Here is a 19,789-nt window from a genome sequence, read left to right on the forward strand (position 1 = left end):
ATGAGAATTACAAAAGAAGCAAGATGCGCGAAAAACGCAAGGGAATACATCGGCAACCGCCCAAGACTCGTTGAAGGAAAGATATATACGTTGATTTTCCGGCAGCAGCCGGAAAGAAGCGAAAAACACACTGCCATCAAGAAACGGATGCGCTTTTTAAAAGCGTTTCCACACCACGCACTTTTTGAAAACCCTTACGGGATCAAAAGGTCGTTTACTTGGTGGGAAGTGGAAAAATTACTGAAAGGAGAGCAGATATGATACAAGATATTGCAATCGAACAGTTAGACATACACCCGCAGAACGTGCGGAAGGTATACACCGACATTGACGAGCTGGCGGAAAGCATAAAAGCTCGTGGCGTAATGCAAAATTTGACTGTAGTACCAAACCCGGACAAAAAAGACCACTATCTTGTAGTGATCGGAAACCGAAGACTGACGGCAGCGAGAAAAGCGGGATTGAAAACAATGCCCTGTTCCGTTGTGGAAATGACGGAAAAAGAGCAAATATCAACGATGTTGTTGGAAAACATGCAGCGCAGCGATCTATCAGTAAGCGAGCAAGCACAAGGATTCCAGCTCATGTTGGATTTGGGAGAAACAGAAACAACAATCGCGGAAAAGACCGGATTTAGCAGAAGTACAGTACGACATAGGTTAAATCTTGCAAAACTGGATCAAGAAACACTTACGAGGCGCGAAGAAAATAAGAACTTCCAACTCACATTAACGGACCTTTACGAGCTGGAGAAGGTACAAGACATCAAAAAAAGGAATGAAATCCTTAAGACTGCAGTATCGTCACGCGAAATCGCATGGAAAGCAAAACAGGCCGTGAAAGAAGAAAAAATAAAGAAAAACGCTCAAATAGTGTTTGAAATACTGGAAGAAAAAGGAGTAAAAGCCGCGCCGAAAAGAGCGAAAGAAGAAAGATGGACCGGAAAATGGAAAGAGATAACAAATATTGATCTATCACAGTGGGAGGATCAAACAAAAATCGATCTGCAAGACACAAAAGATCAGCTCTATTATTATCAATACTACGATAGGATCTATGTAGTAAAAAAAGTAATACAAAAAGAGCGGGAAAAAACGGAACAGGAAAAGAAAACGGAGAAAATCAAGGAAAACAAAAGAAAAATAACGGAAATCCTGAAAAGGATGAGAAGGGAAAGGAACGATTTTATTAAAGAACTTGTGTCGGGAAAAATCACAATACCGAAAGAAGTTGATGTAAAAGAAACAGGCTGGAAGATCATGATAAACCGGATAACGGACGGCGGAAGCGTAGCACACATGAACGCGGTGTATGGATTTTACGGGATCGAAAACGCGTACGAAGCGAAAGAAGAGGAAAAAGAACGGATCGAAAAAGAATTTGCAGAAATAAGCCAAGAAAAGCAAATGCTGATCCTCTTGACCCGGACGGCAGAGCCGTACGAAGCAACTGACTATTACGGACACTACGAAAAAGGGATGAAATGCCTAAGAGACTTCTATAGATTACTTCAGCAGATGGGGTTCTCATTTCGATCACTGGAAGAACTAAAGATCCTAAACGGGACTCATGAGTTATACACACAGGAGACGGAAGATGAGCATTGACTATTCGGACATGGCTTTCCCGAAGCCGAGAAAGAAGAAAAAACGGAAAATCCACAAAAAAAGCATTTTAAACAGTCAAAAGGGCATTTGCTACTTATGCGCCCGGTTAAACGGCGACTATTCCGTAAAGCAGACGGAAGAGCATCATATCCTGTTCGGGGCAGGACAAAGAGCGATATCTGAAGAAAACGGGTTAAAAGTAGACCTATGCATTGAGCATCATCGAACGGGGCAGCAGGCAGTACACAACAGCCGAAAAACAAGGGAGCTGCTCTGTAAAATCGCACAAACAGAGTTTGAAAAGGTTCACACCCGAAAAGAATGGGAACAGATCGCAAGAAAGAATTACCTTTAGTACCTCCGCTGTATGGCGATGATACATAAAATGTCACGCGCAACCAGTAAATACAGGTTTCCCCGCCGTTTTATGCGGCGGGAGAAAGGAGGAAAACGTGAGAATTTTAAAAATTAAAACAAAAACAGGCATCAAGACCGTTTATGATGTGACTGATTGGGGATGGAGCGCCGAAACAGGCGATCTTTATTACAGGACAGAAAAAGGGTTGCATCACAAATACTGCATAAGCGCCGAAGAAATTATAGTATAAAAGGATAGAAAAAAGGATCAATCAAAAACCTGCTACAAACAGTAATTACTGTTTTGAAGTGGGATTTTGACATCTCGAAAAAAAGGATGAAAAAGAGGAAAAACAATGGCAAAAAGAAACGATTACATAACAGGACGGGAAGATGGATTATTAATGGCGCTTGAAATCGTCAAAAATGAGGGTGTCGAAGCGTTGGAAAAAGAAATCAAATTCAGGAATGTCACCGGAATCCGTACCGCCTTAGCAAAAAAAGACATTAACAGGGCGACAATCAAGATCAAAGAACAGACAGTAGACACAGTAACAATCCTTTCCGTGGCAACCTTACATGACGAGTTCGGCTTCGGAACACAAAGATGCGACCGATTTATTAAACGATTTAACAAAAAAGCAGAATGCATCATGGATGACATGGCAAGCTGGAACGATTATATAAAAACGATCAAAGAGGAACTAGGGATTGAGCTGGGGATCAGAGAGAACAAGTAAGGGACGAAGAAGAAATTGCAGAACACGACACACACGAATACAACATCTGGAACATACGGGAATTAATATAAATTTTTGATGAGGTAGAAGATGAACAGAGAAATACTTTTTAAAGCAAAGAGAAAAGATAATGGTGAATGGGTGGAAGGATATTATGTTTATTGCAGGAAACGCCGCTATATTCTCCTGATCCTAAATAAAGAAATAGGTTTTGATGAAAGAGAAAATGAATGGATTGAAATCGACCCCGGCACCATCTGCCAGTACACAGGACTTACTGACAAGAACGGTAATAAGATTTGGGAGAATGATATCTGCAATAGAAAAGAAAAATATCCTGAAATCGTGACATACAATAAAGGAGATTGGCAGTTAGATTACAGTTATGTATTTGGAAAAGAGATGCACACAGACGCTTGCAATCTTGGATTTTATGTATGTGAAAGGAACTGTGTTGAAGTAATCGGCAATATTTTTGATAATGCAGATTTGTTGGAGGTGGAGAGATAAATGAAAGCACCTAAAGAAATAGCAAGTAAAGCAGAAAGATATAAGGAGCTAAAAAAAGAAATAGATAAACTTTATGAAGAATTGGAAGAGTTTGCTAATGAAAATGGTTTTGAGGATTTTTGGATAGACGGTTTTGGGGTATCTCAAGAACCAAACGGAGAAGAACAAACAGATGGAGAATATTGTGACCAATGGATGCGCGGGGAAGATTCCGGAGATGGAATATATTACTATCCGATTGAAGGAAGTACGCAATATTTTTGGGTAGCATATTCATTTTGATTGGAGGTGAAGTGATGCTAAAACCAGCGCAATTATACAAAGAGGAATTAGAAAAACTTTTTTTGAGGACATGGTACGACCTTAAATATATGTTCTATAGCGGATGGACAGGGAGCGAACTACCAACAATTCCTGACAATAATTATGACGCTCATCATTTCGCATCAGTTGATAACAATGGAAATGTGATTGGGTACATATCTTATCGTATAAGTTGGATAACAATGAGTGCAGATAACTTCGGAATTATAAGTTTTGGAAATCATATAGAGTTCGCAAGAGATGTTTATAAAGTGATTTGTGATTTATTTGAAAAACACGGCATGAATAGAGTATCATGGAGTGCATTTGTCGAGAACCCAGCAGTTAAAGGATATAGAAATTTTATTAAAAAGCATGGCGGTAGAGAGTGTGCTTATCATAGACAGGTTGCAAAACTACTGGATGGAAAGTTGCATGACGATGTGGAATTCGAGATTTTAGCATGTGAATTTAAGAAATAGTTTGTTGGAGGTGGAGCAATGAAATATAAATGCAAGAAGTCTTTTTGCGTAGATAGATACGACGAAGATGGATTTCTAATCGAAAATAGTTCGATTGTAATCGACGAAGGAAAAGCTTATGAATTAGATGAAAGCGGTCACATGATGATTGGCGGTCAAGACCATGTTCATATTGATGCTGTAGATTATGGTTCGTGGCTGGAAATAACCAAAAAGCATTTTGAAGAATACTTTGAACTGTTGAAGGTGGAGTGATGGAAGATGTAGAAGTTGTAGTTAGGTGTATTCCTACCTCTGTTGTATTTGAATGTCCGTATTGCGAAGAAGAAAATGAATATGATTATTCAGAATTCTGTGATTTATGTGGACACCCGTCAGATTGGGATTATGAAATATTAGAATGTCAAAAATGCGGAAAGAAGTTTGAAATACAAGGTCAAGAATGGAGTTGAGAACATGAACGTACTAGAGAAGATTTTGGAAGAAATTGAAAGTAGAGAGTTCACAAATACGACTATTAGACACAGCACGGCCGTAAAAATGAAGGACATTAGAAGCATCTTTCGCAAGTACATGGACAAAGCTACTTACAAAAGATCTGATGATTTGATAGACCGGAAAACACTGAAAGAGGAAGTAGAAAGCTTCAGAATAACAATTACTGGAATGCGAAATGGGAAAACAATAACTGCTTGGGCATTAAGAGAATATAAGAAAAGCATATTGAGAATAATTGATGAGCAGCCTTGTCATGGTGAGGGTATAAATATCCCTACTAGAATACTGGAAGAGAACGAGGGGCAATAATAATGCAGAAATGGGAAGAAATCGAACAGAAAAAAGAATACCTCAAGGGATATATAAAAGCAAAGAATAGAGAAACTTTAATAAAAGATCAAATACAACAACTAAGACTCGGAATGATGCTTCCGGCGCTGCAAGGTGATGGAATGCCACGGGGCAGCAGTCAAAAGGATCTATCGGATTGCTACGCAAAAATCGAAAGCCTCACGGATGAGTTGAAAAAAGAATGGATTGAAAGCGTGATCCGGTACGAACGCATCAGAAAAGCAATAAACAAAATGAATGATGAACAAGAAAAAGAAGCACTTACAAGATACTATTTACTTAGAGAAAACAATAAAGCGATACAACGAAAAATGGGAGTAAGTAAGGCGAAACTATACAGAATATATGATAGTGCACTGGAAAACTTTGAAATTTTATAGAAATTTTATAAAATGAGACTCCGTGAGACTCGAAAATGTGATATAGTATAAACTGAATTAAAAGACAAAGAGGGAAATAACCCTCTCATAACCACGCGCAAGGACATCCGAAAGGGCGTCCTTTTTTTGAAAACTATTTTGAAAGAGAGTGATGACATGTTTTGCAATTACGATCAATACAAAGATAAAGAGGTAGTTAAAAAGCATGAGCAACTTTTAAAACAACTAGGGGAAAAAGACAGAGTATTTTCGCTGGAATGGAACGAAGAAAACATTACACTGATGGAATGCTGTGACTATTGTTTCGGGCATGATTTAACCAAAGAAGAGTGCAAAGAATTATCGGAAGTATTCCGAGAGTTAGCAGAAGAGCTGGAGAAATAAAGAACAGCGGAAACAAATAAAAGAATCGAAGAAAAGTAAACAGAGAAATACAAAGGGCAGCAGGCGAAAGTCGGCTGCTTTTTTGTATATAAAGAAAAAGGATGAAGGCATGGCATACAGACCGGATCGAGATGGATCACACCGAGGAGCGTTTGAACGGAATAAGAAGAAAATATATGCAACACAGACGGTATGCGGGATATGCGGGAAACCGGTTGACTTCGGATTAAAATATCCGCATCCGTTGTCGCCGTGCATAGATCATATTATCCCGATAGCAAAAGGGGGACATCCATCAGATATAAACAATCTTCAGCTTGCACACTGGACGTGCAACAGGCAGAAGAGTGACAAGTTGATAAAGCGGAGAGACAAAGAAAAGGATGAAGTTATAAGCAACAGAGTGTTGCCGCACACGTTTGATTGGAAAAATATAAGACGCAGTAAATAGGAAATAAGGGGGCATACCACCCCTATACACGGGCATGGACGTACTTCACGCCGTCACTGTGAAAAAAAACACACGCTAAAAGAAAGGAAGCTAATATGGCAGATTACAGAGGGGTAAATTATTTACGAAGACGTTTACAGATAAAGAGCGAACGAGTGAAAATGCGTTACAAATACTATGAAATGAAGAACAGGGTGAAGGATTTTCAGATATCGACACCGCCAGAATTGAGAAACGTACAGTCGGTTCTCGGATGGTGCGGGAAAGCAGTGGATAACCTTGCAGACAGGATTGTATTCAGAGAATTCACAAATGATAATTTTGACATCGGAGAAATTTTTTTGATGAACAACCCAGATACATTTTTTGACAGCGCCGTACTGTCAGCGCTTATTTCTTCATGCTGTTTTGTTTATATATCAGTAGACAAAACAGGATTTCCGAAATTGCAAGTAATAGACGGCGCGAATGCAACGGGGATCATAGACGATAGCACAGGTCTGTTGGTGGAAGGTTACGCCGTACTCGAACGAGATAAAAACAAAAACCCGAAAACAGAAGCATATTTTACAAAAGACGACACATGGATATACAGAAAAGGAGACGAGACGCCGGAGAGAATTAAAAACAACGTACCACACCCGCTTCTTGTCCCGATCGTATTCCGGCCGGATGCGGTAAGACCGTTTGGTCATAGCAGGATCAGTCGAGCGTGCATGGATATTGTCAACAGTGCAATGAGGACGGTAAAACGATCAGAAATTGCGGCAGAGTTTTACTCGTTTCCGCAAAAATATGTAGTTGGAACTGACCCTGATCTAGAACCGATTAACAAATGGAAGGCTGCAATGTCGAGCTTGTTGGAATTTACGAAAGGCGAGGGCGGCGACAAACCGCAGCTAGGGCAATTTGCGCAGCAAAGCATGTCACCTCACAACGATCAGCTAAAAATGTTTGCCGGATTATTTGCCGGAGAGACAGGTCTAACGCTGGACGATCTAGGGTTTGTAACAGACAATCCAAGCAGTGCGGAAGCAATCAAGGCAAGTCACGAAAATCTTAGACTAATCGCAAGAAAAGCGCAGAGGACGTTTGGCACAGGTTTTTTAAACGCGGGATACATCGCGGCGTGCTTGAGGGATAACTACCCGTACGAGCGGAGGCAGTTTTATTTAACAAAACCAAAATGGGAGCCGGTCTTTGAACCGGACGCGGCCGCATTGAGTAGTTATGGAGACGGAGCTATAAAAATCAATCAGGCAATCCCGGGATATATTACACAAGATAAAATGAAAGATTTCACGGGGATATAAGAGACCAGCTATGAAAAGTCAACCATAAATTAGCAAAAAATTTCTTTTTCATATCGGTGGTAAAAAAGGGTAACTTTAATAGAGCTCCCTTAGGGTGCTTTTTCAAAATCTATCGATATAGGTATACAGATCTCTTACTCGAGGTTAAATTCTACTTCGTCAGTGAGCATCTTCCAGATGACTCTGACAAGCTTGCCGGCACAGTGCCCAAGTGCATTGTAGTGAGACCGGCCTTCAGCCCTCTTGGCATCATAATAAGCCTTGAAGGTTGCGTTGTTCCTGACAACGTTCCAAGCTGCATTTACAAGAGCATATCGTAAAACACGAGAGCCACGTTTGGACATCCTTGTTGTCTTAGCCTGAAAGTTACCAGACTGATAAACAGAAGGATCCAGGCCTGCAAAAGCAAGCAGCTTGTTTGGATTGGAGAAACGGTGAATATCGCCTATTTCACCAAGGATCATTCCACCATTGATATAACCGATACCAGGAATGGTCATGATGACAGAATCGTTAAATTTCATGATATCCGTCATCTCAGCTTCAATCTTTTCTAATTGGCTATCCAGTAACTCGATTTGTTGAATGGTTTGAGTTATCTGAATAGATATAGCGCTGTCGTTGGCACCGACAGACTTCTGTGCGAGAATTCTTAATTCTTTGGCCTGCTCTTTAGTAAAATGTCCGTGCGAGTTCACTTTGAGCAGATTTGCCAGATGAGTCATATGCATGGAAGCAATCTCTTTTGGAGAAGGTGCTTCTTTTAAAAGAGCATAGACAGCATTCTGATGCAGACCGGATTTGAAAAAGTATTGAATCTCCGGGAATACTTGATCAACATAGGTTGTCAGTTGGATTTTCAATCGGGTGCGTTGCTTAATGGTTTTCTGCCGAAAGCGCCCCAAGGCCTTAAGATCCATCATATCGAGATCAAAGAAGGTAATAAATCTTAGGTCATCCTGCATCATAAGAGTTTTAGCAATAACAAATGTGTCGACCTTATCTGTCTTTGTTTTACGAACATTGTTCTTACGCATCTGACAGGTTTTGATGGGGTTCAACACACACACTTGGTAGAACTCAGCAACAAGGTATCGAACAAGGTTGTCACCGTAGTGTGCCGTCGACTCAAGACCGATGATGATGCTGTTCTTATCGAATGATTCGAGCTTAGAGACCAGCAGTTGGAAGCCATCAGCGTCGTTTGTGAATTTGAACGGCTCAATGAGTATTTCACCGTCCGAAGAAATCGCAGCGGCGAAATGGTTGAGTTTGGCAATATCAATGCCTACAAAAATTTTCATGAGGTTGTACCTCCCTTTCATAAAGTCTGATACCATGATGTCCACCATCGATTATCATCGTAGACTTGATAGAAATAAGTACTCTGAGTGAAAAACACTCCGGCAACATCCAGCTAATAAACAATTCAGATAAAGGTAGCGGCAATACACTCCAGTCGAGTAGTCAAGGCTACAGGGAAAAATCAAAAGTCCATAGTATCTGAATTGTATTGAACCACGATATTAAAAGAAAGGAAACGTGTGATAATTAACTTCCTAATTATCATACAAGGGGATAAATGAAAGATATCGCACCGGAATTACTGGAAAAAATAAAAAAAGATTTTGAAAAGAAATTAAAAAAAAGCGAGACGATCAAAGCGTTTCGAGAAAAGGTTAAGAAAAAAACAGCGACATATAAAGATGCGAATGATTTTGCGATCGAAACAGGGGAACTACTAGCGGATGCGTTTCAAAGCAATTTATCAAAAGAAATATTACCGGATGGCAAAATGTATTACAATATCGCTGACAGGGTAATAAGGGAACGACTGGAACATAATTATGATATTACAGCAGAGGCAGCAGTAGAAGTTCAAAAGATATTAAACGAAAAAGCAGGAATCGGAATCAAAGCCATAAAACCGGAAATGAACGAAGATAGGGTTCGAGGAATTATTAACATCGTATCAGGAGGAAAATACGAGGATGTCGCGTACATACTAGGAGAAGCGGTCGTAAACTTTACGCAATCTGTAATAGATGCAGCGGTAAAAGAAAATGCAGATTTTCACTTAAAAGCAGGGTTAAGACCGAAAATCAGAAGAACATCAACAGGAAAATGCTGCGAATGGTGCAACAGGCTTACAGGGGTATATGATTACGAAGCTGTATCGGACACCGGAAACGATGTGTTCAGGCGGCACAAGCATTGTAGGTGTACCGTAGAGTATGACGCTGGAGACGGAAAAGTAACAAATGTACACACAAAGAAAACGACAGACAAGAAAGATGTAAACAGAAGAATAGAGAATACGAAAGAGTGGTCTAACAAGCAAAAAAGTGATAAGATAAAAGAAACGCCAAAGGAAAAAGAAAAAAGGATCAAAGAGGAAAACGGACTCGATCTTGCTTCAAGAATATCAGGACACCCCAAAATGTTAAGCGCGTATACACCGAGAGGTTTATACTACGCACTGAAAGAATCGGGATATGAGATAAAACCTTTAAAAGGGGAAAATTACAGAGATATTCCATTTGAAGAGGGCGGAGGATACAGGGTAAACTTCGGGGGAGATGGATTATTAATGTATCACCCAGGAGAAAGAAGTCATCACGGAGGTGAATACTATAAAATTTCTACAGGAGAAGGAGGTGTGAAAAGATATGATATCAACGGAAAAGAAAAAGAAGATTGACGAAAGATGCAAGGCGTTAGAAAAAGAATTTGAAAGAAGATACAAGAAAGAAACAGAAGTGCGAGGGAAAAAGTGCTTTGCTGTAAGAGAGGACGAGTTTTTTATTGTATCGGGGCTGAGTTGGGCAAACGCGATCGTATTAGAACACGCATTCTCAAAAACAGAAGTGGAAAAAAACATGTTTGAGGATGGAAAGCTGTTCTACATGGAAGAAATGAATGAAAAAGAAATGTTTGAAAAAATGATAGAAGAGATCGAAGGGTGAGGCGAAATGGCAAAAGACGATTATTTTGTAATTGTATACAAGATACTATCGTACTTGTATGTAAAATTGAAATCGGGGGAAGATGTAAATCCAAACATGATTACTCACGACAATCAACTACTGCAGATCAACCGGAAATACTGGGATTATATCATGAGAAATTTAATTGAAGACAGATATATAACATGCGAAACAGAAAAAGTGTGGGGCAAAGAATTGATTTATGATTTAAAAACGGCAGAGATCACACCGGAAGGGATTGCGTATGTGTGCAACAACTCCTTGATAGAGAAAGCGAAAGAATTTTTGAAAGACATAAAAGAAATAACTCCATTTACTTAAGCGCGCGAAAAGCGCGTTTTTTAATGCAATTTAAAAAATATCCCTTCAGGCAATGGGGTGATATTGCCCATGAAAGATATAGTTAAAAGACAGGAGGAAAGTTATGACGGAAACGAGACTGGGACGTCAGACGCCTACTCAATCCGTAACGATTCCTTACTCAAAAACACGAGGACAAGAAGCTGCGGAACTGTACGCGAAGACGGGGAACGAGCTGCTTGAATGGCAGCAGTTGCTACAATGCGACATTATGGCCGTAAACGATGATGGTTTATGGATGCATCAGAAATATGGCTATTCAGTGCCGAGACGAAACGGAAAGTCGGAAAATGTGTTGGCGCGCTGCCTATGGGGACTGAAAAACGGCGAAAGAATTCTATACACGGCACACAGAGCAACAACATCACACGCAGTGTGGGAGCGGCTGGATCGAATGTGCGAAAAAGCAGGAATCAAGATATCATCATCATTTAAGGCGTTCGGAAAAGAACACTTATACACAAGTGATGGAGGTGTGGTGGAATTCCGAACAAGAACATCATCGGGCGGACTTGGCGAAGGGTACGACGTGTTAATTATAGATGAGGCACAAGAATACACGGAAGCACAGGAGACGTCACTGAAATATATTGTATCAGACAGCGAGAACCCACAAACAATCATGCTTGGAACGCCGCCGACGGCGGTATCGGCCGGAACAGTTTTTACAAAATATAGGGAGACAGTACTTGCCGGCCGGGGATTTGACTCTGGATGGGCGGAATGGTCGGTTGAAAACTTGACATCCGCGAACGATGTTGAGGCGTGGTACGAAACAAACCCGTCGTTAGGAACAATACTGACAGAAAGGAAGATCCGGGCAGAAATTACAACGGATGATATAGATTTTAACATCCAAAGACTGGGACTGTGGTTAAAATATAATCAAAAATCGGCGATTAGTAAAACAGAGTGGGAATCACTGGCGATCGCATCAAAACCAAAATTAAAAGGAGAACTTTTTGTTGGGGTTAAATATGGACATGACGGACAGCATGTTGCGATGTCGGTAGCATCAAAAACGAATGAAGGAAAAATTTTCGTTGAGGCACTCGACTGCAGAACAATCCGCGAAGGGAACGACTGGATACTATCATACATTGCGGAAATGAAACCCAAAACGGTAGTTGCAGACGGAGCGAACGGGCAGCATATACTCGAAAAAGACATGAAAGATGCAAAAATGAAAGCACCAACCCTGCCAACTGTAAAAGAAATTATAGGAGCAAACGCGACTTTTGAACAAGGACTGTTTAAAGGAAATATCTGTCATTCTAACCAAGCATCGTTAACACAGTCTGTAAGCAACAGCGAAAAAAGGGCGATAGGATCAAACGGAGGATTCGGATACAGATCATTAAAAGAAGGGGTTGAAATCGCGCTGCTTGACAGTGTGATCCTTGCATACTGGAAATGCACAGAAACAAAGGAACGAAAAAAACAGATAGCAAGATATTAAAAAGACGCTGGAAACAGCACTTTTTTAATATACAAAAATACCAAAACCACCGGGTTAAGCGGGGAAAGGAGAACAAAAAATGAGTGATTTTGAAGCTATTGAAACGCGAGAACAGTTCGAGGAGGCTGTGAAAGATCGGCTGGAACAGGAAAGAGAAACGGTAAGAAGGGAATTTAGCGGATACTTATCACCAGAAGCTGTGGAAGAGAAGTACAAAGAGTACTTATCACCGAAAGAAGCAGAAGAGAAGTACAAAGGGTATTTATCCCCGGAAGATGCGGCGAACAAAGACGCCACGATCGCAAAGTACGAAAAAGAATCGAAAAGGGTAAAAGTGGCAATGGAAAACGGAATTCCCTACGAACTTGCAGGGAAGTTGTCAGGGGGAACAGAAGACGAAATGAAGAAAGACGCGGAAGCTTTTTCTAAATTTTTGAAGGGAAAAACCACATACCCGAACTTTACACGAGACACAGACAATAAAGACGACTCGATCAGAGAAGCAACGAAAAAAATGTTAAACAATTTGAAAGGAGAATAAGAACATGGCAACAGGAAGAGAAAATTTATTTGACGCGGTACTTGTAAAAGATCTAATGAACAAAGTGAAGGGAAAATCATCTTTAGCGGTTTTGTCGGGACAGACGCCGATCCCATTCAACGGACTGAAAGAATTTATTTTTTCAATGGACAATGAGATCGATATTGTAGCAGAAAACGGGAAAAAGTCAGAGGGCGGCATTACTGTAGATCCGGTAAAAATCGTGCCAATCAAATTTGAGTACGGAGCGAGAGTTTCAGACGAATTTTTGTACGCGACAGAAGAAGAACAGCTTGATATTTTAACAGCGTTTAACAATGGTTTTGCGGCAAAAGTAGCGAAAGGTTTTGATCTGGCAGCGTTTCACGGCATTAACCCACGGACAGGCGGAGCATCAACAGTTGTAGGCACGAATCACTTTGACAGTAAAGTAACACAAAAAGTCAAATATACAAAAGGAACGCCGGATACAAATCTGGATGCGGCGATTGCAATGGTGCAGGGATCGGACGGAGACGTTACAGGGATAGCGCTGTCAAATGCATTCGGGGCAGACATGGCAACGGTAAAGGAAAACGGAGTCAGACAGTACCCAGAATTTAGGTTTGGAGCATCGCCGGAATCTCTCGGAGGAATGAAAACAAGTGTAAACAAGACTGTATACAACGACACTGTGAAAGATCACGCAATCGTGGGCGATTTTTCCAACGCTTTCAAGTGGGGGTTCTCGAAAGAAATTCCTTTGGAGATCATCAAATATGGCGATCCGGACAACACGGGAAAAGATTTAAAAGGTTACAACCAGGTTTACATCCGCGCAGAAGTCTATCTCGGATGGGGAATTCTTGTGCCGGAATATTTCGCAAGGGTGGTAGACGAAGCTTGATATACAGAAACAAACGAACAGGGAATGTGATCGAAACACAGTGCGAACTGAAGGGTGGAGACTGGGAGGCAGAAAAGCCGCCCAGATCCACCACTAAAAAGAGAAAGACGGTGAAAAAAGATGAATAATTTTGCCAAGATCGAAGATGTTGAAAAACTGTGGAGATCGCTGACAGAAGACGAAAAAGAGCGCGCAAAAAACTTACTGCCAATAGTAGAGGATAGCTTGAGAATGGAAGCCGATAAGGTGGGGAAAAACCTTGATCGTATGATAGAAGAAAAATCATATTTAGAAAATGTTGCAAAGTCTGTAGTTGTAGATGTGATAGCGCGCACGCTTATGACGTCAACAGACGCAGAGCCGATGACGCAACGGTCAGAATCGGCACTGGGTTATTCTGTTTCTGGGACATACCTAGTACCGGGAGGCGGATTATTTATTAAAAAAAGCGAGTTGGCAAGGCTCGGACTGAAACGACAAAGAATAGGGGTGATTGATCTGTATGGCGATGATAAAAGGGATCACAGTGACACTTTATGAAAAGGAAAAAATAAATGAAGATCCATTTGGAAAACTGATCTACAAGGAAACGCCGACAAAAGTTGAAAATGTACTTGTAGCCTCCACGAATACACAAGAGGTTTTGGATGCGCTGAACTTAACGGGGAAAAAGGCAGTTTACACGATCGCAATACCTAAAGGAGATAAGCACACATGGAAAGATAATAAAGTAGAATTTTTTGGAGAAATCTGGAAAGTAATAGGATTTCCGCAGCAGGGAATCGAACAAAATATACCGCTGGAATGGAATCAAAAGTGGATGGTAGAGCGATATGGGTAAGAAAGCGAAAATTGTCTTAAATAGAAAAGGAATCACAGCATTATTGCGGTCGGAAGAGATGCGCGCAACCATACAAAAACACGCGGAACGAATTGCCGGAACATCCGGCGGAACAGTCGAGACATATGTAGCACAAACAAGGGCGGTTGCGGAAGTAACAGGAGACGACGGAAACAACAGCCTATTAAAGGCGGTGGGAAAATGATCGAAGAAATTGTAAGAGAACACCTAAAAACGATTTTGGACGTACCGGTGTTAATGGAAGAAGAAAACAAGGAAAAGAAATATATCTTGCTTGAAAAGACTGGAGGAAGCGAAGTGGATCATATTAAACATGCAACACTGGCGGTCCAGTCTTTTTCTGACACGCTCTATTCCACGGCAAAATTAAACGAAGAAATGAAGGAAGCGATGAAGCGAATCACGGAAAGAGATGGCGTTTGCAGGTGCGAACTAAACAGTGACTACAATTACACGGATACAAAAAGAAAAAAATACAGATATCAAGCGGTATTTAACATAGCGTACTACTGAAAGGAGACCAGCTATGAAAAGTCAACCATAAATTAGCAAAAAATTTCTTTTTCATATCGGTGGTAAAAAAGGGTAACTTTAATAGAGCTCCCTTAGGGTGCTTTTTCAAAATCTATCGATATAGGTATACAGATCTCTTACTCGAGGTTAAATTCTACTTCGTCAGTGAGCATCTTCCAGATGACTCTGACAAGCTTGCCGGCACAGTGCCCAAGTGCATTGTAGTGAGACCGGCCTTCAGCCCTCTTGGCATCATAATAAGCCTTGAAGGTTGCGTTGTTCCTGACAACGTTCCAAGCTGCATTTACAAGAGCATATCGTAAAACACGAGAGCCACGTTTGGACATCCTTGTTGTCTTAGCCTGAAAGTTACCAGACTGATAAACAGAAGGATCCAGGCCTGCAAAAGCAAGCAGCTTGTTTGGATTGGAGAAACGGTGAATATCGCCTATTTCACCAAGGATCATTCCACCATTGATATAACCGATACCAGGAATGGTCATGATGACAGAATCGTTAAATTTCATGATATCCGTCATCTCAGCTTCAATCTTTTCTAATTGGCTATCCAGTAACTCGATTTGTTGAATGGTTTGAGTTATCTGAATAGATATAGCGCTGTCGTTGGCACCGACAGACTTCTGTGCGAGAATTCTTAATTCTTTGGCCTGCTCTTTAGTAAAATGTCCGTGCGAGTTCACTTTGAGCAGATTTGCCAGATGAGTCATATGCATGGAAGCAATCTCTTTTGGAGAAGGTGCTTCTTTTAAAAGAGCATAGACAGCATTCTGATGCAGACCGGATTTGAAAAAGTATTGAATCTCCGGGAATACTTGATCAACATAGGTTGTCAGTTGGATTTTCAATCGGGTGCGTTGCTTAATGGTTTTCTGCCGAAAGCGCCCCAAGGCCTTAAGATCCATCATATCGAGATCAAAGAAGGTAATAAATCTTAGGTCATCCTGCATCATAAGAGTTTTAGCAATAACAAATGTGTCGACCTTATCTGTCTTTGTTTTACGAACATTGTTCTTACGCATCTGACAGGTTTTGATGGGGTTCAACACACACACTTGGTAGAACTCAGCAACAAGGTATCGAACAAGGTTGTCACCGTAGTGTGCCGTCGACTCAAGACCGATGATGATGCTGTTCTTATCGAATGATTCGAGCTTAGAGACCAGCAGTTGGAAGCCATCAGCGTCGTTTGTGAATTTGAACGGCTCAATGAGTATTTCACCGTCCGAAGAAATCGCAGCGGCGAAATGGTTGAGTTTGGCAATATCAATGCCTACAAAAATTTTCATGAGGTTGTACCTCCCTTTCATAAAGTCTGATACCATGATGTCCACCATCGATTATCATCGTAGACTTGATAGAAATAAGTACTCTGAGTGAAAAACACTCCGGCAACATCCAGCTAATAAACAATTCAGATAAAGGTAGCGGCAATACACTCCAGTCGAGTAGTCAAGGCTACAGGGAAAAATCAAAAGTCCATAGTATCTGAATTGTATTGAACCACGATATTAAAAGAAAGGAAACGTGTGATAATTAACTTCCTAATTATCATACAAGAAAGAAAAATGACAAATGTGAACAATGTAAGTGCAGGAAAACCCAAAATAGGAGGAGCAGTCTTCGTAGCGCCGATTGGAACAGAGCTGCCGGAAGATGTAACGACACAACTTAACGCGGCTTTTAAGGGACTTGGATATTGCTCTGACGATGGGATAACAAACACAAACAGCCCGGAAACTGAAGAGCAAAAGGCATGGGGCGGAGATACAGTGCTGAACATGCAGGCAAGCAAAGCAGATACGTTTAAATTAAAGCTCTTGGAAGTGCTGAATGTAGATGTATTAAAAACAGTGTACGGGGAAAACAACGTAACGGGAACGATAGAAGACGGAATAACAATTAAAGCAAACAACAGTGAGACAGAACAAGTATCTTGGGTATTTGACATGATACTAAAAGGAGCGGTGAAAAGAATTGTAATTCCGCAAGCAAGCATCTCAGAGCTAGGGGATATTGTATACAAAGACAACGAGGCAACGGGATACGAATTGACAATCGCAGCAGTCGCAGACAAGACGGGAAATACACACTACGAATATATTAAAAAAGCAGGATCGGAGGTAATGAAAAATGATTAAAGGAACAACAAAAAGCGGGTTTGACTATACAGTACAAGAAGAAGCATTAGACGATTACGAACTGCTTGAAGAATTACGGGAAATAGACAAAGGAAACACAAGTCTGGTAGTAGACGCAATAGAAAAAATCATTGGACCAGAACAAAAGGAACAATTAAAAGAACATGTGAGAGACGAAGCGGGAAGAGTGTCGATAAAACGAATGTTTGATGAAATCGGGGAGATTTTAAGAGGAAACCAAGAGGGAAAAAACTCTTGATCCTCGTTTGTATGCTAAACACAGACGAGGAGGCGCTCGTATGCGATTTTGCGGAAACGTATCGGATTTATAACTATAAAGAGATACCGTGTAAAATGGCGGCGATATATGCAAAAGGTTTAAAAGAAAACGCGAGAATAAAAATGAAATTGGCAGGCGTTAAAGTTACGCTGGAAGATATGCTATTGGCATCTATCGCAGATCATACAAAATTGCTGACATGGATGCAAACAGAAGATGCGCGTAAAGGAAGAAACAGACCCAAAACGATATTACCGAGACTACTTGGCGAAGAAGAACGAAAAATCATATCGTTTGAAACTGGGGAAGAGTTTGAGAAAGAATGGAAACGGCTGACAGAAAAGGGGTGAAATAGTGGAAAAGACAGAACTTGCGAAGGCGTATGTGCAAATTATACCGTCCGCAAAAGGGATAGGCGGAATGCTGCAAAACGAAGTAGGCGGAGAAACGGATGCGGCAGGAAAATCGCTCGGAGGCAGAATCGGCGGAGCGATCAAAGTCGCTGTAATCGCGGCGGGGATCGGAAAAGCCATTTCTGCGTCAATCAGCGAAGGTGCAGAACTAGAGCAAAGCATAGGCGGAATCGAAACACTATTTAAAGACAGCGCAGAGAAAGTAAAACAAAACGCTGCGAACGCCTACAAGACGGCTGGGATGAGCGCAAACGAATACATGCAGTTAACAACAAGCTTCTCCGCGAGTCTGTTACAAAGTTTAGGAAATGATACAGCTAAAGCGGCAGATGTGGCAGATATGGCAATGACAGACATGTCCGATAACATGAACAAAATGGGATCGAACATGGAGGATATCAAAAACGCATATCAAGGCTTTGCAAAGCAAAACTACACAATGCTGGACAACCTAAAACTAGGATACGGCGGCACAAAAACGGAAATGGAGCGGCTGCTTGCGGATGCGGAAAAAATCACAGGAGTAAAGTATGATATCAATAATTTATCAGACGTATACTCGGCGATTCATGTAATACAAGGAGAGCTTGGAATTACAGGAACAACGGCGAAAGAAGCGGCAACAACACTGTCGGGGTCTTTGGCATCCATGAAAGCGGCGTTTAAAAATCTGCTCGGGAATATTGCGATAGGAGAGGACGTTACAGATGAATTGAAACAGGTCGGAGAAACGGTCGTTACATTCTTGACAGGTAACTTAATACCGATGATCGGAAATGTACTGGCGTCAATTCCTGATTTGCTCGGAAAGGATTTTGCAGCGGCAGGGCTGAACATGATCGCAGAGAACAGCGATCAAATATTGGAATCAGGAGTTTCGTTCGTGACGTCGCTTGTAACAGGAATTATAACAGCGCTTCCGTACCTTGCGGAGGCGGCGCTGAACTTGGTAGCATCTTTTGCAAATGCGATTTTAACGATGGATTGGCTGCTTGTTGCACAAAATCTGATAACGGGATTAAAAACGGGATTGGAGACAGCGACGGTTGAAACACTGGGAACAGATACAAATATAGTAGACACGATCATGACGGGAATATCGGAGAAATTACCGGAATTCTTAAACAAAGGCGTCGAGATGGTGACGAAAATTGCGAACGGAATACTAGAATCGCTCCCACAATTAATTACGATGGCAGGCGAAGCAATAGTAAGTTTTGTTAGCGGAATGCAGTCGATGCTTCCGACGATAATGCAAAAGGGAGCGGAGCTTATTTTAAATCTTGTCAACGGTATTATAACGAATTTGCCGCAGATTGCATCAGCGGCAGGAAGTGCAATTATACAATATGTAGCAGCAATAGGGAGAAACCTGCCGTCTGTATTACAAAGCGGAATCGAAATCATCGGGAAATTAGCTGCGGGATTAATACAGGCAATACCGAAATTGATCGCACAAATACCAACGATCATAACGAACATAAAAAATGAGTTTTTATCCGTGGACTGGGGAAAAATCGGGTTAAATATCATAAAAGGAATCGCGAACGGATTAGCAAATGCAGCAGGCGCATTGTGGGACGCGGTAAAAAGTGCGCTGGGAGACTTTAAAGACAACATATTAGGCTTCTTCGGGATTCATTCGCCTTCGCGCTGGGGAGAATACGTAGGTAATATGATCGATCAAGGAATTGCAAACGGAATTTCGGGCGATGCGAAATTAGTAACAGACTCCGCGAACCTTGTAAAAAAAGCTGCATATGACCCATTGACAACAGATCTATCATATACGACAAACATCGGAAAAATAGGGAACGAAAACGGGCGACGCGGAATTGAAGAAAGACTGGATGCACTAGAAGAAGTGCTGATTACTATAGCAGGGAAAAAGCAAGAAGTTACAATGCTTCTAGACAGACGAGAATTAGGCAGAGCTTTGTTGGAAGTATAAAG

32 protein-coding genes are annotated in these 19,789 nt (G+C 41.2%); 30 read left to right on the forward strand and 2 right to left on the reverse strand.

Translation table 11 applies throughout. From position 1 onward, the window contains the following. The 15 genes from ACH9UM_RS02635 (at nucleotide 1) to ACH9UM_RS02705 (ending at nucleotide 7,376) form a co-directional block, all read left to right on the forward strand. Nucleotides 1-261: a hypothetical protein gene (locus ACH9UM_RS02635; RefSeq protein WP_009242796.1), complete on the forward strand. Its 261-nt coding sequence runs from the start codon at nucleotides 1-3 to the stop codon at nucleotides 259-261. Continuing rightward, nucleotides 258-1,607, forward strand: coding sequence for a ParB/RepB/Spo0J family partition protein (locus ACH9UM_RS02640; protein WP_302013744.1), 1,350 nt, complete (start codon nucleotides 258-260; stop codon nucleotides 1,605-1,607). The genes ACH9UM_RS02635 and ACH9UM_RS02640 overlap by 4 nt, the downstream gene beginning before the upstream one ends. After that, complete coding sequence (locus tag ACH9UM_RS02645; RefSeq protein ID WP_055159389.1) at nucleotides 1,597-1,962, forward strand: hypothetical protein; 366 nt, start codon at nucleotides 1,597-1,599, stop codon at nucleotides 1,960-1,962. Before ACH9UM_RS02640 ends, ACH9UM_RS02645 begins: the two co-directional genes overlap by 11 nt. 97 nt (nucleotides 1,963-2,059) lie before the next feature. After that, on the forward strand, nucleotides 2,060-2,215 hold the full coding sequence (locus tag ACH9UM_RS02650) for a hypothetical protein (protein WP_155236839.1): 156 nt from the start codon (nucleotides 2,060-2,062) through the stop codon (nucleotides 2,213-2,215). Nucleotides 2,216-2,320: 105 nt separating this feature from the next. After that, nucleotides 2,321-2,704 (forward strand): hypothetical protein, encoded by a 384-nt coding sequence (locus tag ACH9UM_RS02655; RefSeq protein WP_055159392.1) that lies wholly within the window; start codon nucleotides 2,321-2,323, stop codon nucleotides 2,702-2,704. Nucleotides 2,705-2,794: 90 nt separating this feature from the next. Further along, complete coding sequence (locus ACH9UM_RS02660; protein WP_302013745.1) at nucleotides 2,795-3,214, forward strand: YopX family protein; 420 nt, start codon at nucleotides 2,795-2,797, stop codon at nucleotides 3,212-3,214. After that, a complete protein-coding gene (locus ACH9UM_RS02665) occupies nucleotides 3,215-3,496 on the forward strand; it encodes a hypothetical protein (RefSeq protein WP_055159395.1) in 282 nt (93 codons plus the stop codon). A 14-nt stretch (nucleotides 3,497-3,510) separates the two neighbouring features. Then, nucleotides 3,511-3,999 (forward strand): GNAT family N-acetyltransferase, encoded by a 489-nt coding sequence (locus ACH9UM_RS02670; protein ID WP_055159397.1) that lies wholly within the window; start codon nucleotides 3,511-3,513, stop codon nucleotides 3,997-3,999. 18 nt (nucleotides 4,000-4,017) lie between these two features. Further along, nucleotides 4,018-4,254, forward strand: coding sequence for a hypothetical protein (locus tag ACH9UM_RS02675; protein WP_055159399.1), 237 nt, complete (start codon nucleotides 4,018-4,020; stop codon nucleotides 4,252-4,254). Then, a complete protein-coding gene (locus tag ACH9UM_RS02680) occupies nucleotides 4,254-4,451 on the forward strand; it encodes a hypothetical protein (RefSeq protein WP_055159401.1) in 198 nt (65 codons plus the stop codon). Before ACH9UM_RS02675 ends, ACH9UM_RS02680 begins: the two co-directional genes overlap by 1 nt. Nucleotides 4,452-4,455: 4 nt before the next feature. Continuing rightward, nucleotides 4,456-4,806 (forward strand): hypothetical protein, encoded by a 351-nt coding sequence (locus ACH9UM_RS02685; protein WP_400091879.1) that lies wholly within the window; start codon nucleotides 4,456-4,458, stop codon nucleotides 4,804-4,806. Between the two features lie 2 nt (nucleotides 4,807-4,808). After that, nucleotides 4,809-5,228 carry a DUF1492 domain-containing protein gene (locus ACH9UM_RS02690; RefSeq protein ID WP_400091881.1) on the forward strand — a complete coding sequence of 140 codons (420 nt, stop codon included), beginning with the start codon at nucleotides 4,809-4,811 and terminating at the stop codon, nucleotides 5,226-5,228. 156 nt (nucleotides 5,229-5,384) lie between these two features. Then, entirely contained in the window at nucleotides 5,385-5,612 is a 228-nt protein-coding gene (locus tag ACH9UM_RS02695) for a hypothetical protein (RefSeq protein ID WP_055159407.1), read from the forward strand. Nucleotides 5,613-5,721: 109 nt separating this feature from the next. After that, entirely contained in the window at nucleotides 5,722-6,063 is a 342-nt protein-coding gene (locus tag ACH9UM_RS02700; RefSeq protein WP_302013488.1) for an HNH endonuclease, read from the forward strand. Nucleotides 6,064-6,158: 95 nt separating this feature from the next. Beyond that, entirely contained in the window at nucleotides 6,159-7,376 is a 1,218-nt protein-coding gene (locus tag ACH9UM_RS02705; protein ID WP_302013487.1) for a phage portal protein, read from the forward strand. Between the two features lie 134 nt (nucleotides 7,377-7,510). Here ACH9UM_RS02705 and ACH9UM_RS02710 read toward each other — a convergent pair whose 3' ends face one another. Next, nucleotides 7,511-8,680 (reverse strand): IS110 family transposase, encoded by a 1,170-nt coding sequence (locus ACH9UM_RS02710; protein WP_009243756.1) that lies wholly within the window; start codon nucleotides 8,678-8,680, stop codon nucleotides 7,511-7,513. A 278-nt stretch (nucleotides 8,681-8,958) separates the two neighbouring features. Between ACH9UM_RS02710 and ACH9UM_RS02715 the strand changes: the two genes are divergently transcribed. The 11 genes from ACH9UM_RS02715 to ACH9UM_RS02765 all read left to right on the forward strand — a co-directional run bounded on the left by ACH9UM_RS02715 (nucleotide 8,959) and on the right by ACH9UM_RS02765 (nucleotide 14,984). Continuing rightward, a complete protein-coding gene (locus ACH9UM_RS02715) occupies nucleotides 8,959-10,077 on the forward strand; it encodes a hypothetical protein (protein ID WP_227077286.1) in 1,119 nt (372 codons plus the stop codon). Then, nucleotides 10,046-10,342 (forward strand): hypothetical protein, encoded by a 297-nt coding sequence (locus ACH9UM_RS02720; protein ID WP_055159413.1) that lies wholly within the window; start codon nucleotides 10,046-10,048, stop codon nucleotides 10,340-10,342. The genes ACH9UM_RS02715 and ACH9UM_RS02720 overlap by 32 nt, the downstream gene beginning before the upstream one ends. 6 nt (nucleotides 10,343-10,348) lie before the next feature. Next, on the forward strand, nucleotides 10,349-10,684 hold the full coding sequence (locus tag ACH9UM_RS02725) for a YjcQ family protein (protein ID WP_302013486.1): 336 nt from the start codon (nucleotides 10,349-10,351) through the stop codon (nucleotides 10,682-10,684). A gap of 103 nt (nucleotides 10,685-10,787) precedes the next feature. Further along, on the forward strand, nucleotides 10,788-12,182 hold the full coding sequence (locus ACH9UM_RS02730) for a terminase (protein ID WP_302013485.1): 1,395 nt from the start codon (nucleotides 10,788-10,790) through the stop codon (nucleotides 12,180-12,182). A gap of 79 nt (nucleotides 12,183-12,261) precedes the next feature. Continuing rightward, complete coding sequence (locus tag ACH9UM_RS02735) at nucleotides 12,262-12,723, forward strand: DUF4355 domain-containing protein (protein ID WP_227077289.1); 462 nt, start codon at nucleotides 12,262-12,264, stop codon at nucleotides 12,721-12,723. A gap of 4 nt (nucleotides 12,724-12,727) precedes the next feature. Continuing rightward, nucleotides 12,728-13,609, forward strand: a complete 882-nt coding sequence (locus tag ACH9UM_RS02740; RefSeq protein ID WP_302013484.1) for a phage major capsid protein — start codon at nucleotides 12,728-12,730, stop codon at nucleotides 13,607-13,609. After that, nucleotides 13,606-13,737, forward strand: coding sequence for a hypothetical protein (locus ACH9UM_RS02745; protein WP_256126831.1), 132 nt, complete (start codon nucleotides 13,606-13,608; stop codon nucleotides 13,735-13,737). Before ACH9UM_RS02740 ends, ACH9UM_RS02745 begins: the two co-directional genes overlap by 4 nt. Next, complete coding sequence (locus tag ACH9UM_RS02750; protein WP_055159423.1) at nucleotides 13,730-14,149, forward strand: phage Gp19/Gp15/Gp42 family protein; 420 nt, start codon at nucleotides 13,730-13,732, stop codon at nucleotides 14,147-14,149. The genes ACH9UM_RS02745 and ACH9UM_RS02750 overlap by 8 nt, the downstream gene beginning before the upstream one ends. Next, nucleotides 14,112-14,450, forward strand: a complete 339-nt coding sequence (locus tag ACH9UM_RS02755) for a hypothetical protein (protein WP_227077291.1) — start codon at nucleotides 14,112-14,114, stop codon at nucleotides 14,448-14,450. The genes ACH9UM_RS02750 and ACH9UM_RS02755 overlap by 38 nt, the downstream gene beginning before the upstream one ends. Then, nucleotides 14,443-14,655, forward strand: coding sequence for a hypothetical protein (locus ACH9UM_RS02760; RefSeq protein WP_055159427.1), 213 nt, complete (start codon nucleotides 14,443-14,445; stop codon nucleotides 14,653-14,655). The genes ACH9UM_RS02755 and ACH9UM_RS02760 overlap by 8 nt, the downstream gene beginning before the upstream one ends. Beyond that, on the forward strand, nucleotides 14,652-14,984 hold the full coding sequence (locus ACH9UM_RS02765) for a hypothetical protein (RefSeq protein ID WP_055159429.1): 333 nt from the start codon (nucleotides 14,652-14,654) through the stop codon (nucleotides 14,982-14,984). The genes ACH9UM_RS02760 and ACH9UM_RS02765 overlap by 4 nt, the downstream gene beginning before the upstream one ends. A 137-nt stretch (nucleotides 14,985-15,121) precedes the next feature. Here the strand turns inward: ACH9UM_RS02765 and ACH9UM_RS02770 are convergent, their stop codons facing one another. Further along, complete coding sequence (locus ACH9UM_RS02770) at nucleotides 15,122-16,291, reverse strand: IS110 family transposase (protein WP_009243756.1); 1,170 nt, start codon at nucleotides 16,289-16,291, stop codon at nucleotides 15,122-15,124. Nucleotides 16,292-16,570: 279 nt separating this feature from the next. Between ACH9UM_RS02770 and ACH9UM_RS02775 the strand changes: the two genes are divergently transcribed. The 4 genes from ACH9UM_RS02775 (at nucleotide 16,571) to ACH9UM_RS02790 (ending at nucleotide 19,787) form a co-directional block, all read left to right on the forward strand. Beyond that, complete coding sequence (locus ACH9UM_RS02775) at nucleotides 16,571-17,143, forward strand: phage tail protein (protein WP_155234561.1); 573 nt, start codon at nucleotides 16,571-16,573, stop codon at nucleotides 17,141-17,143. Next, nucleotides 17,136-17,402: a hypothetical protein gene (locus tag ACH9UM_RS02780; RefSeq protein ID WP_009242768.1), complete on the forward strand. Its 267-nt coding sequence runs from the start codon at nucleotides 17,136-17,138 to the stop codon at nucleotides 17,400-17,402. The genes ACH9UM_RS02775 and ACH9UM_RS02780 overlap by 8 nt, the downstream gene beginning before the upstream one ends. A gap of 95 nt (nucleotides 17,403-17,497) precedes the next feature. Further along, nucleotides 17,498-17,773 (forward strand): DUF5361 domain-containing protein, encoded by a 276-nt coding sequence (locus ACH9UM_RS02785; protein WP_227069735.1) that lies wholly within the window; start codon nucleotides 17,498-17,500, stop codon nucleotides 17,771-17,773. A 4-nt stretch (nucleotides 17,774-17,777) separates the two neighbouring features. Continuing rightward, the gene (locus tag ACH9UM_RS02790; protein ID WP_400091891.1) at nucleotides 17,778-19,787 is read left to right on the forward strand and encodes a hypothetical protein; all 2,010 of its coding nucleotides are present in this window, start codon (nucleotides 17,778-17,780) and stop codon (nucleotides 19,785-19,787) included. Nucleotides 19,788-19,789: the final 2 nt, after the last annotated feature.

The sequence above is a fragment of the Mediterraneibacter torques genome, from assembly GCF_044591705.1.
Lineage (GTDB): Bacteria > Bacillota > Clostridia > Lachnospirales > Lachnospiraceae > Mediterraneibacter > Mediterraneibacter torques.

Coding starts and splice junctions, on each gene's coding strand:
- ACH9UM_RS02635 (WP_009242796.1), top strand. CDS start 1: ATGAGAATTACAAAAGAAGCAAGATGCGCGAAAAACGCAAGGGAATAC.
- ACH9UM_RS02640 (WP_302013744.1), top strand. CDS start 258: ATGATACAAGATATTGCAATCGAACAGTTAGACATACACCCGCAGAAC.
- ACH9UM_RS02645 (WP_055159389.1), top strand. CDS start 1,597: ATGAGCATTGACTATTCGGACATGGCTTTCCCGAAGCCGAGAAAGAAG.
- ACH9UM_RS02655 (WP_055159392.1), top strand. CDS start 2,321: ATGGCAAAAAGAAACGATTACATAACAGGACGGGAAGATGGATTATTA.
- ACH9UM_RS02660 (WP_302013745.1), top strand. CDS start 2,795: ATGAACAGAGAAATACTTTTTAAAGCAAAGAGAAAAGATAATGGTGAA.
- ACH9UM_RS02665 (WP_055159395.1), top strand. CDS start 3,215: ATGAAAGCACCTAAAGAAATAGCAAGTAAAGCAGAAAGATATAAGGAG.
- ACH9UM_RS02670 (WP_055159397.1), top strand. CDS start 3,511: ATGCTAAAACCAGCGCAATTATACAAAGAGGAATTAGAAAAACTTTTT.
- ACH9UM_RS02675 (WP_055159399.1), top strand. CDS start 4,018: ATGAAATATAAATGCAAGAAGTCTTTTTGCGTAGATAGATACGACGAA.
- ACH9UM_RS02680 (WP_055159401.1), top strand. CDS start 4,254: ATGGAAGATGTAGAAGTTGTAGTTAGGTGTATTCCTACCTCTGTTGTA.
- ACH9UM_RS02685 (WP_400091879.1), top strand. CDS start 4,456: ATGAACGTACTAGAGAAGATTTTGGAAGAAATTGAAAGTAGAGAGTTC.
- ACH9UM_RS02690 (WP_400091881.1), top strand. CDS start 4,809: ATGCAGAAATGGGAAGAAATCGAACAGAAAAAAGAATACCTCAAGGGA.
- ACH9UM_RS02695 (WP_055159407.1), top strand. CDS start 5,385: ATGTTTTGCAATTACGATCAATACAAAGATAAAGAGGTAGTTAAAAAG.
- ACH9UM_RS02700 (WP_302013488.1), top strand. CDS start 5,722: ATGGCATACAGACCGGATCGAGATGGATCACACCGAGGAGCGTTTGAA.
- ACH9UM_RS02705 (WP_302013487.1), top strand. CDS start 6,159: ATGGCAGATTACAGAGGGGTAAATTATTTACGAAGACGTTTACAGATA.
- ACH9UM_RS02710 (WP_009243756.1), bottom strand. CDS start 8,680: ATGAAAATTTTTGTAGGCATTGATATTGCCAAACTCAACCATTTCGCC.
- ACH9UM_RS02715 (WP_227077286.1), top strand. CDS start 8,959: ATGAAAGATATCGCACCGGAATTACTGGAAAAAATAAAAAAAGATTTT.
- ACH9UM_RS02720 (WP_055159413.1), top strand. CDS start 10,046: ATGATATCAACGGAAAAGAAAAAGAAGATTGACGAAAGATGCAAGGCG.
- ACH9UM_RS02725 (WP_302013486.1), top strand. CDS start 10,349: ATGGCAAAAGACGATTATTTTGTAATTGTATACAAGATACTATCGTAC.
- ACH9UM_RS02730 (WP_302013485.1), top strand. CDS start 10,788: ATGACGGAAACGAGACTGGGACGTCAGACGCCTACTCAATCCGTAACG.
- ACH9UM_RS02735 (WP_227077289.1), top strand. CDS start 12,262: ATGAGTGATTTTGAAGCTATTGAAACGCGAGAACAGTTCGAGGAGGCT.
- ACH9UM_RS02740 (WP_302013484.1), top strand. CDS start 12,728: ATGGCAACAGGAAGAGAAAATTTATTTGACGCGGTACTTGTAAAAGAT.
- ACH9UM_RS02750 (WP_055159423.1), top strand. CDS start 13,730: ATGAATAATTTTGCCAAGATCGAAGATGTTGAAAAACTGTGGAGATCG.
- ACH9UM_RS02755 (WP_227077291.1), top strand. CDS start 14,112: ATGGCGATGATAAAAGGGATCACAGTGACACTTTATGAAAAGGAAAAA.
- ACH9UM_RS02760 (WP_055159427.1), top strand. CDS start 14,443: ATGGGTAAGAAAGCGAAAATTGTCTTAAATAGAAAAGGAATCACAGCA.
- ACH9UM_RS02765 (WP_055159429.1), top strand. CDS start 14,652: ATGATCGAAGAAATTGTAAGAGAACACCTAAAAACGATTTTGGACGTA.
- ACH9UM_RS02770 (WP_009243756.1), bottom strand. CDS start 16,291: ATGAAAATTTTTGTAGGCATTGATATTGCCAAACTCAACCATTTCGCC.
- ACH9UM_RS02775 (WP_155234561.1), top strand. CDS start 16,571: ATGACAAATGTGAACAATGTAAGTGCAGGAAAACCCAAAATAGGAGGA.
- ACH9UM_RS02780 (WP_009242768.1), top strand. CDS start 17,136: ATGATTAAAGGAACAACAAAAAGCGGGTTTGACTATACAGTACAAGAA.
- ACH9UM_RS02785 (WP_227069735.1), top strand. CDS start 17,498: ATGGCGGCGATATATGCAAAAGGTTTAAAAGAAAACGCGAGAATAAAA.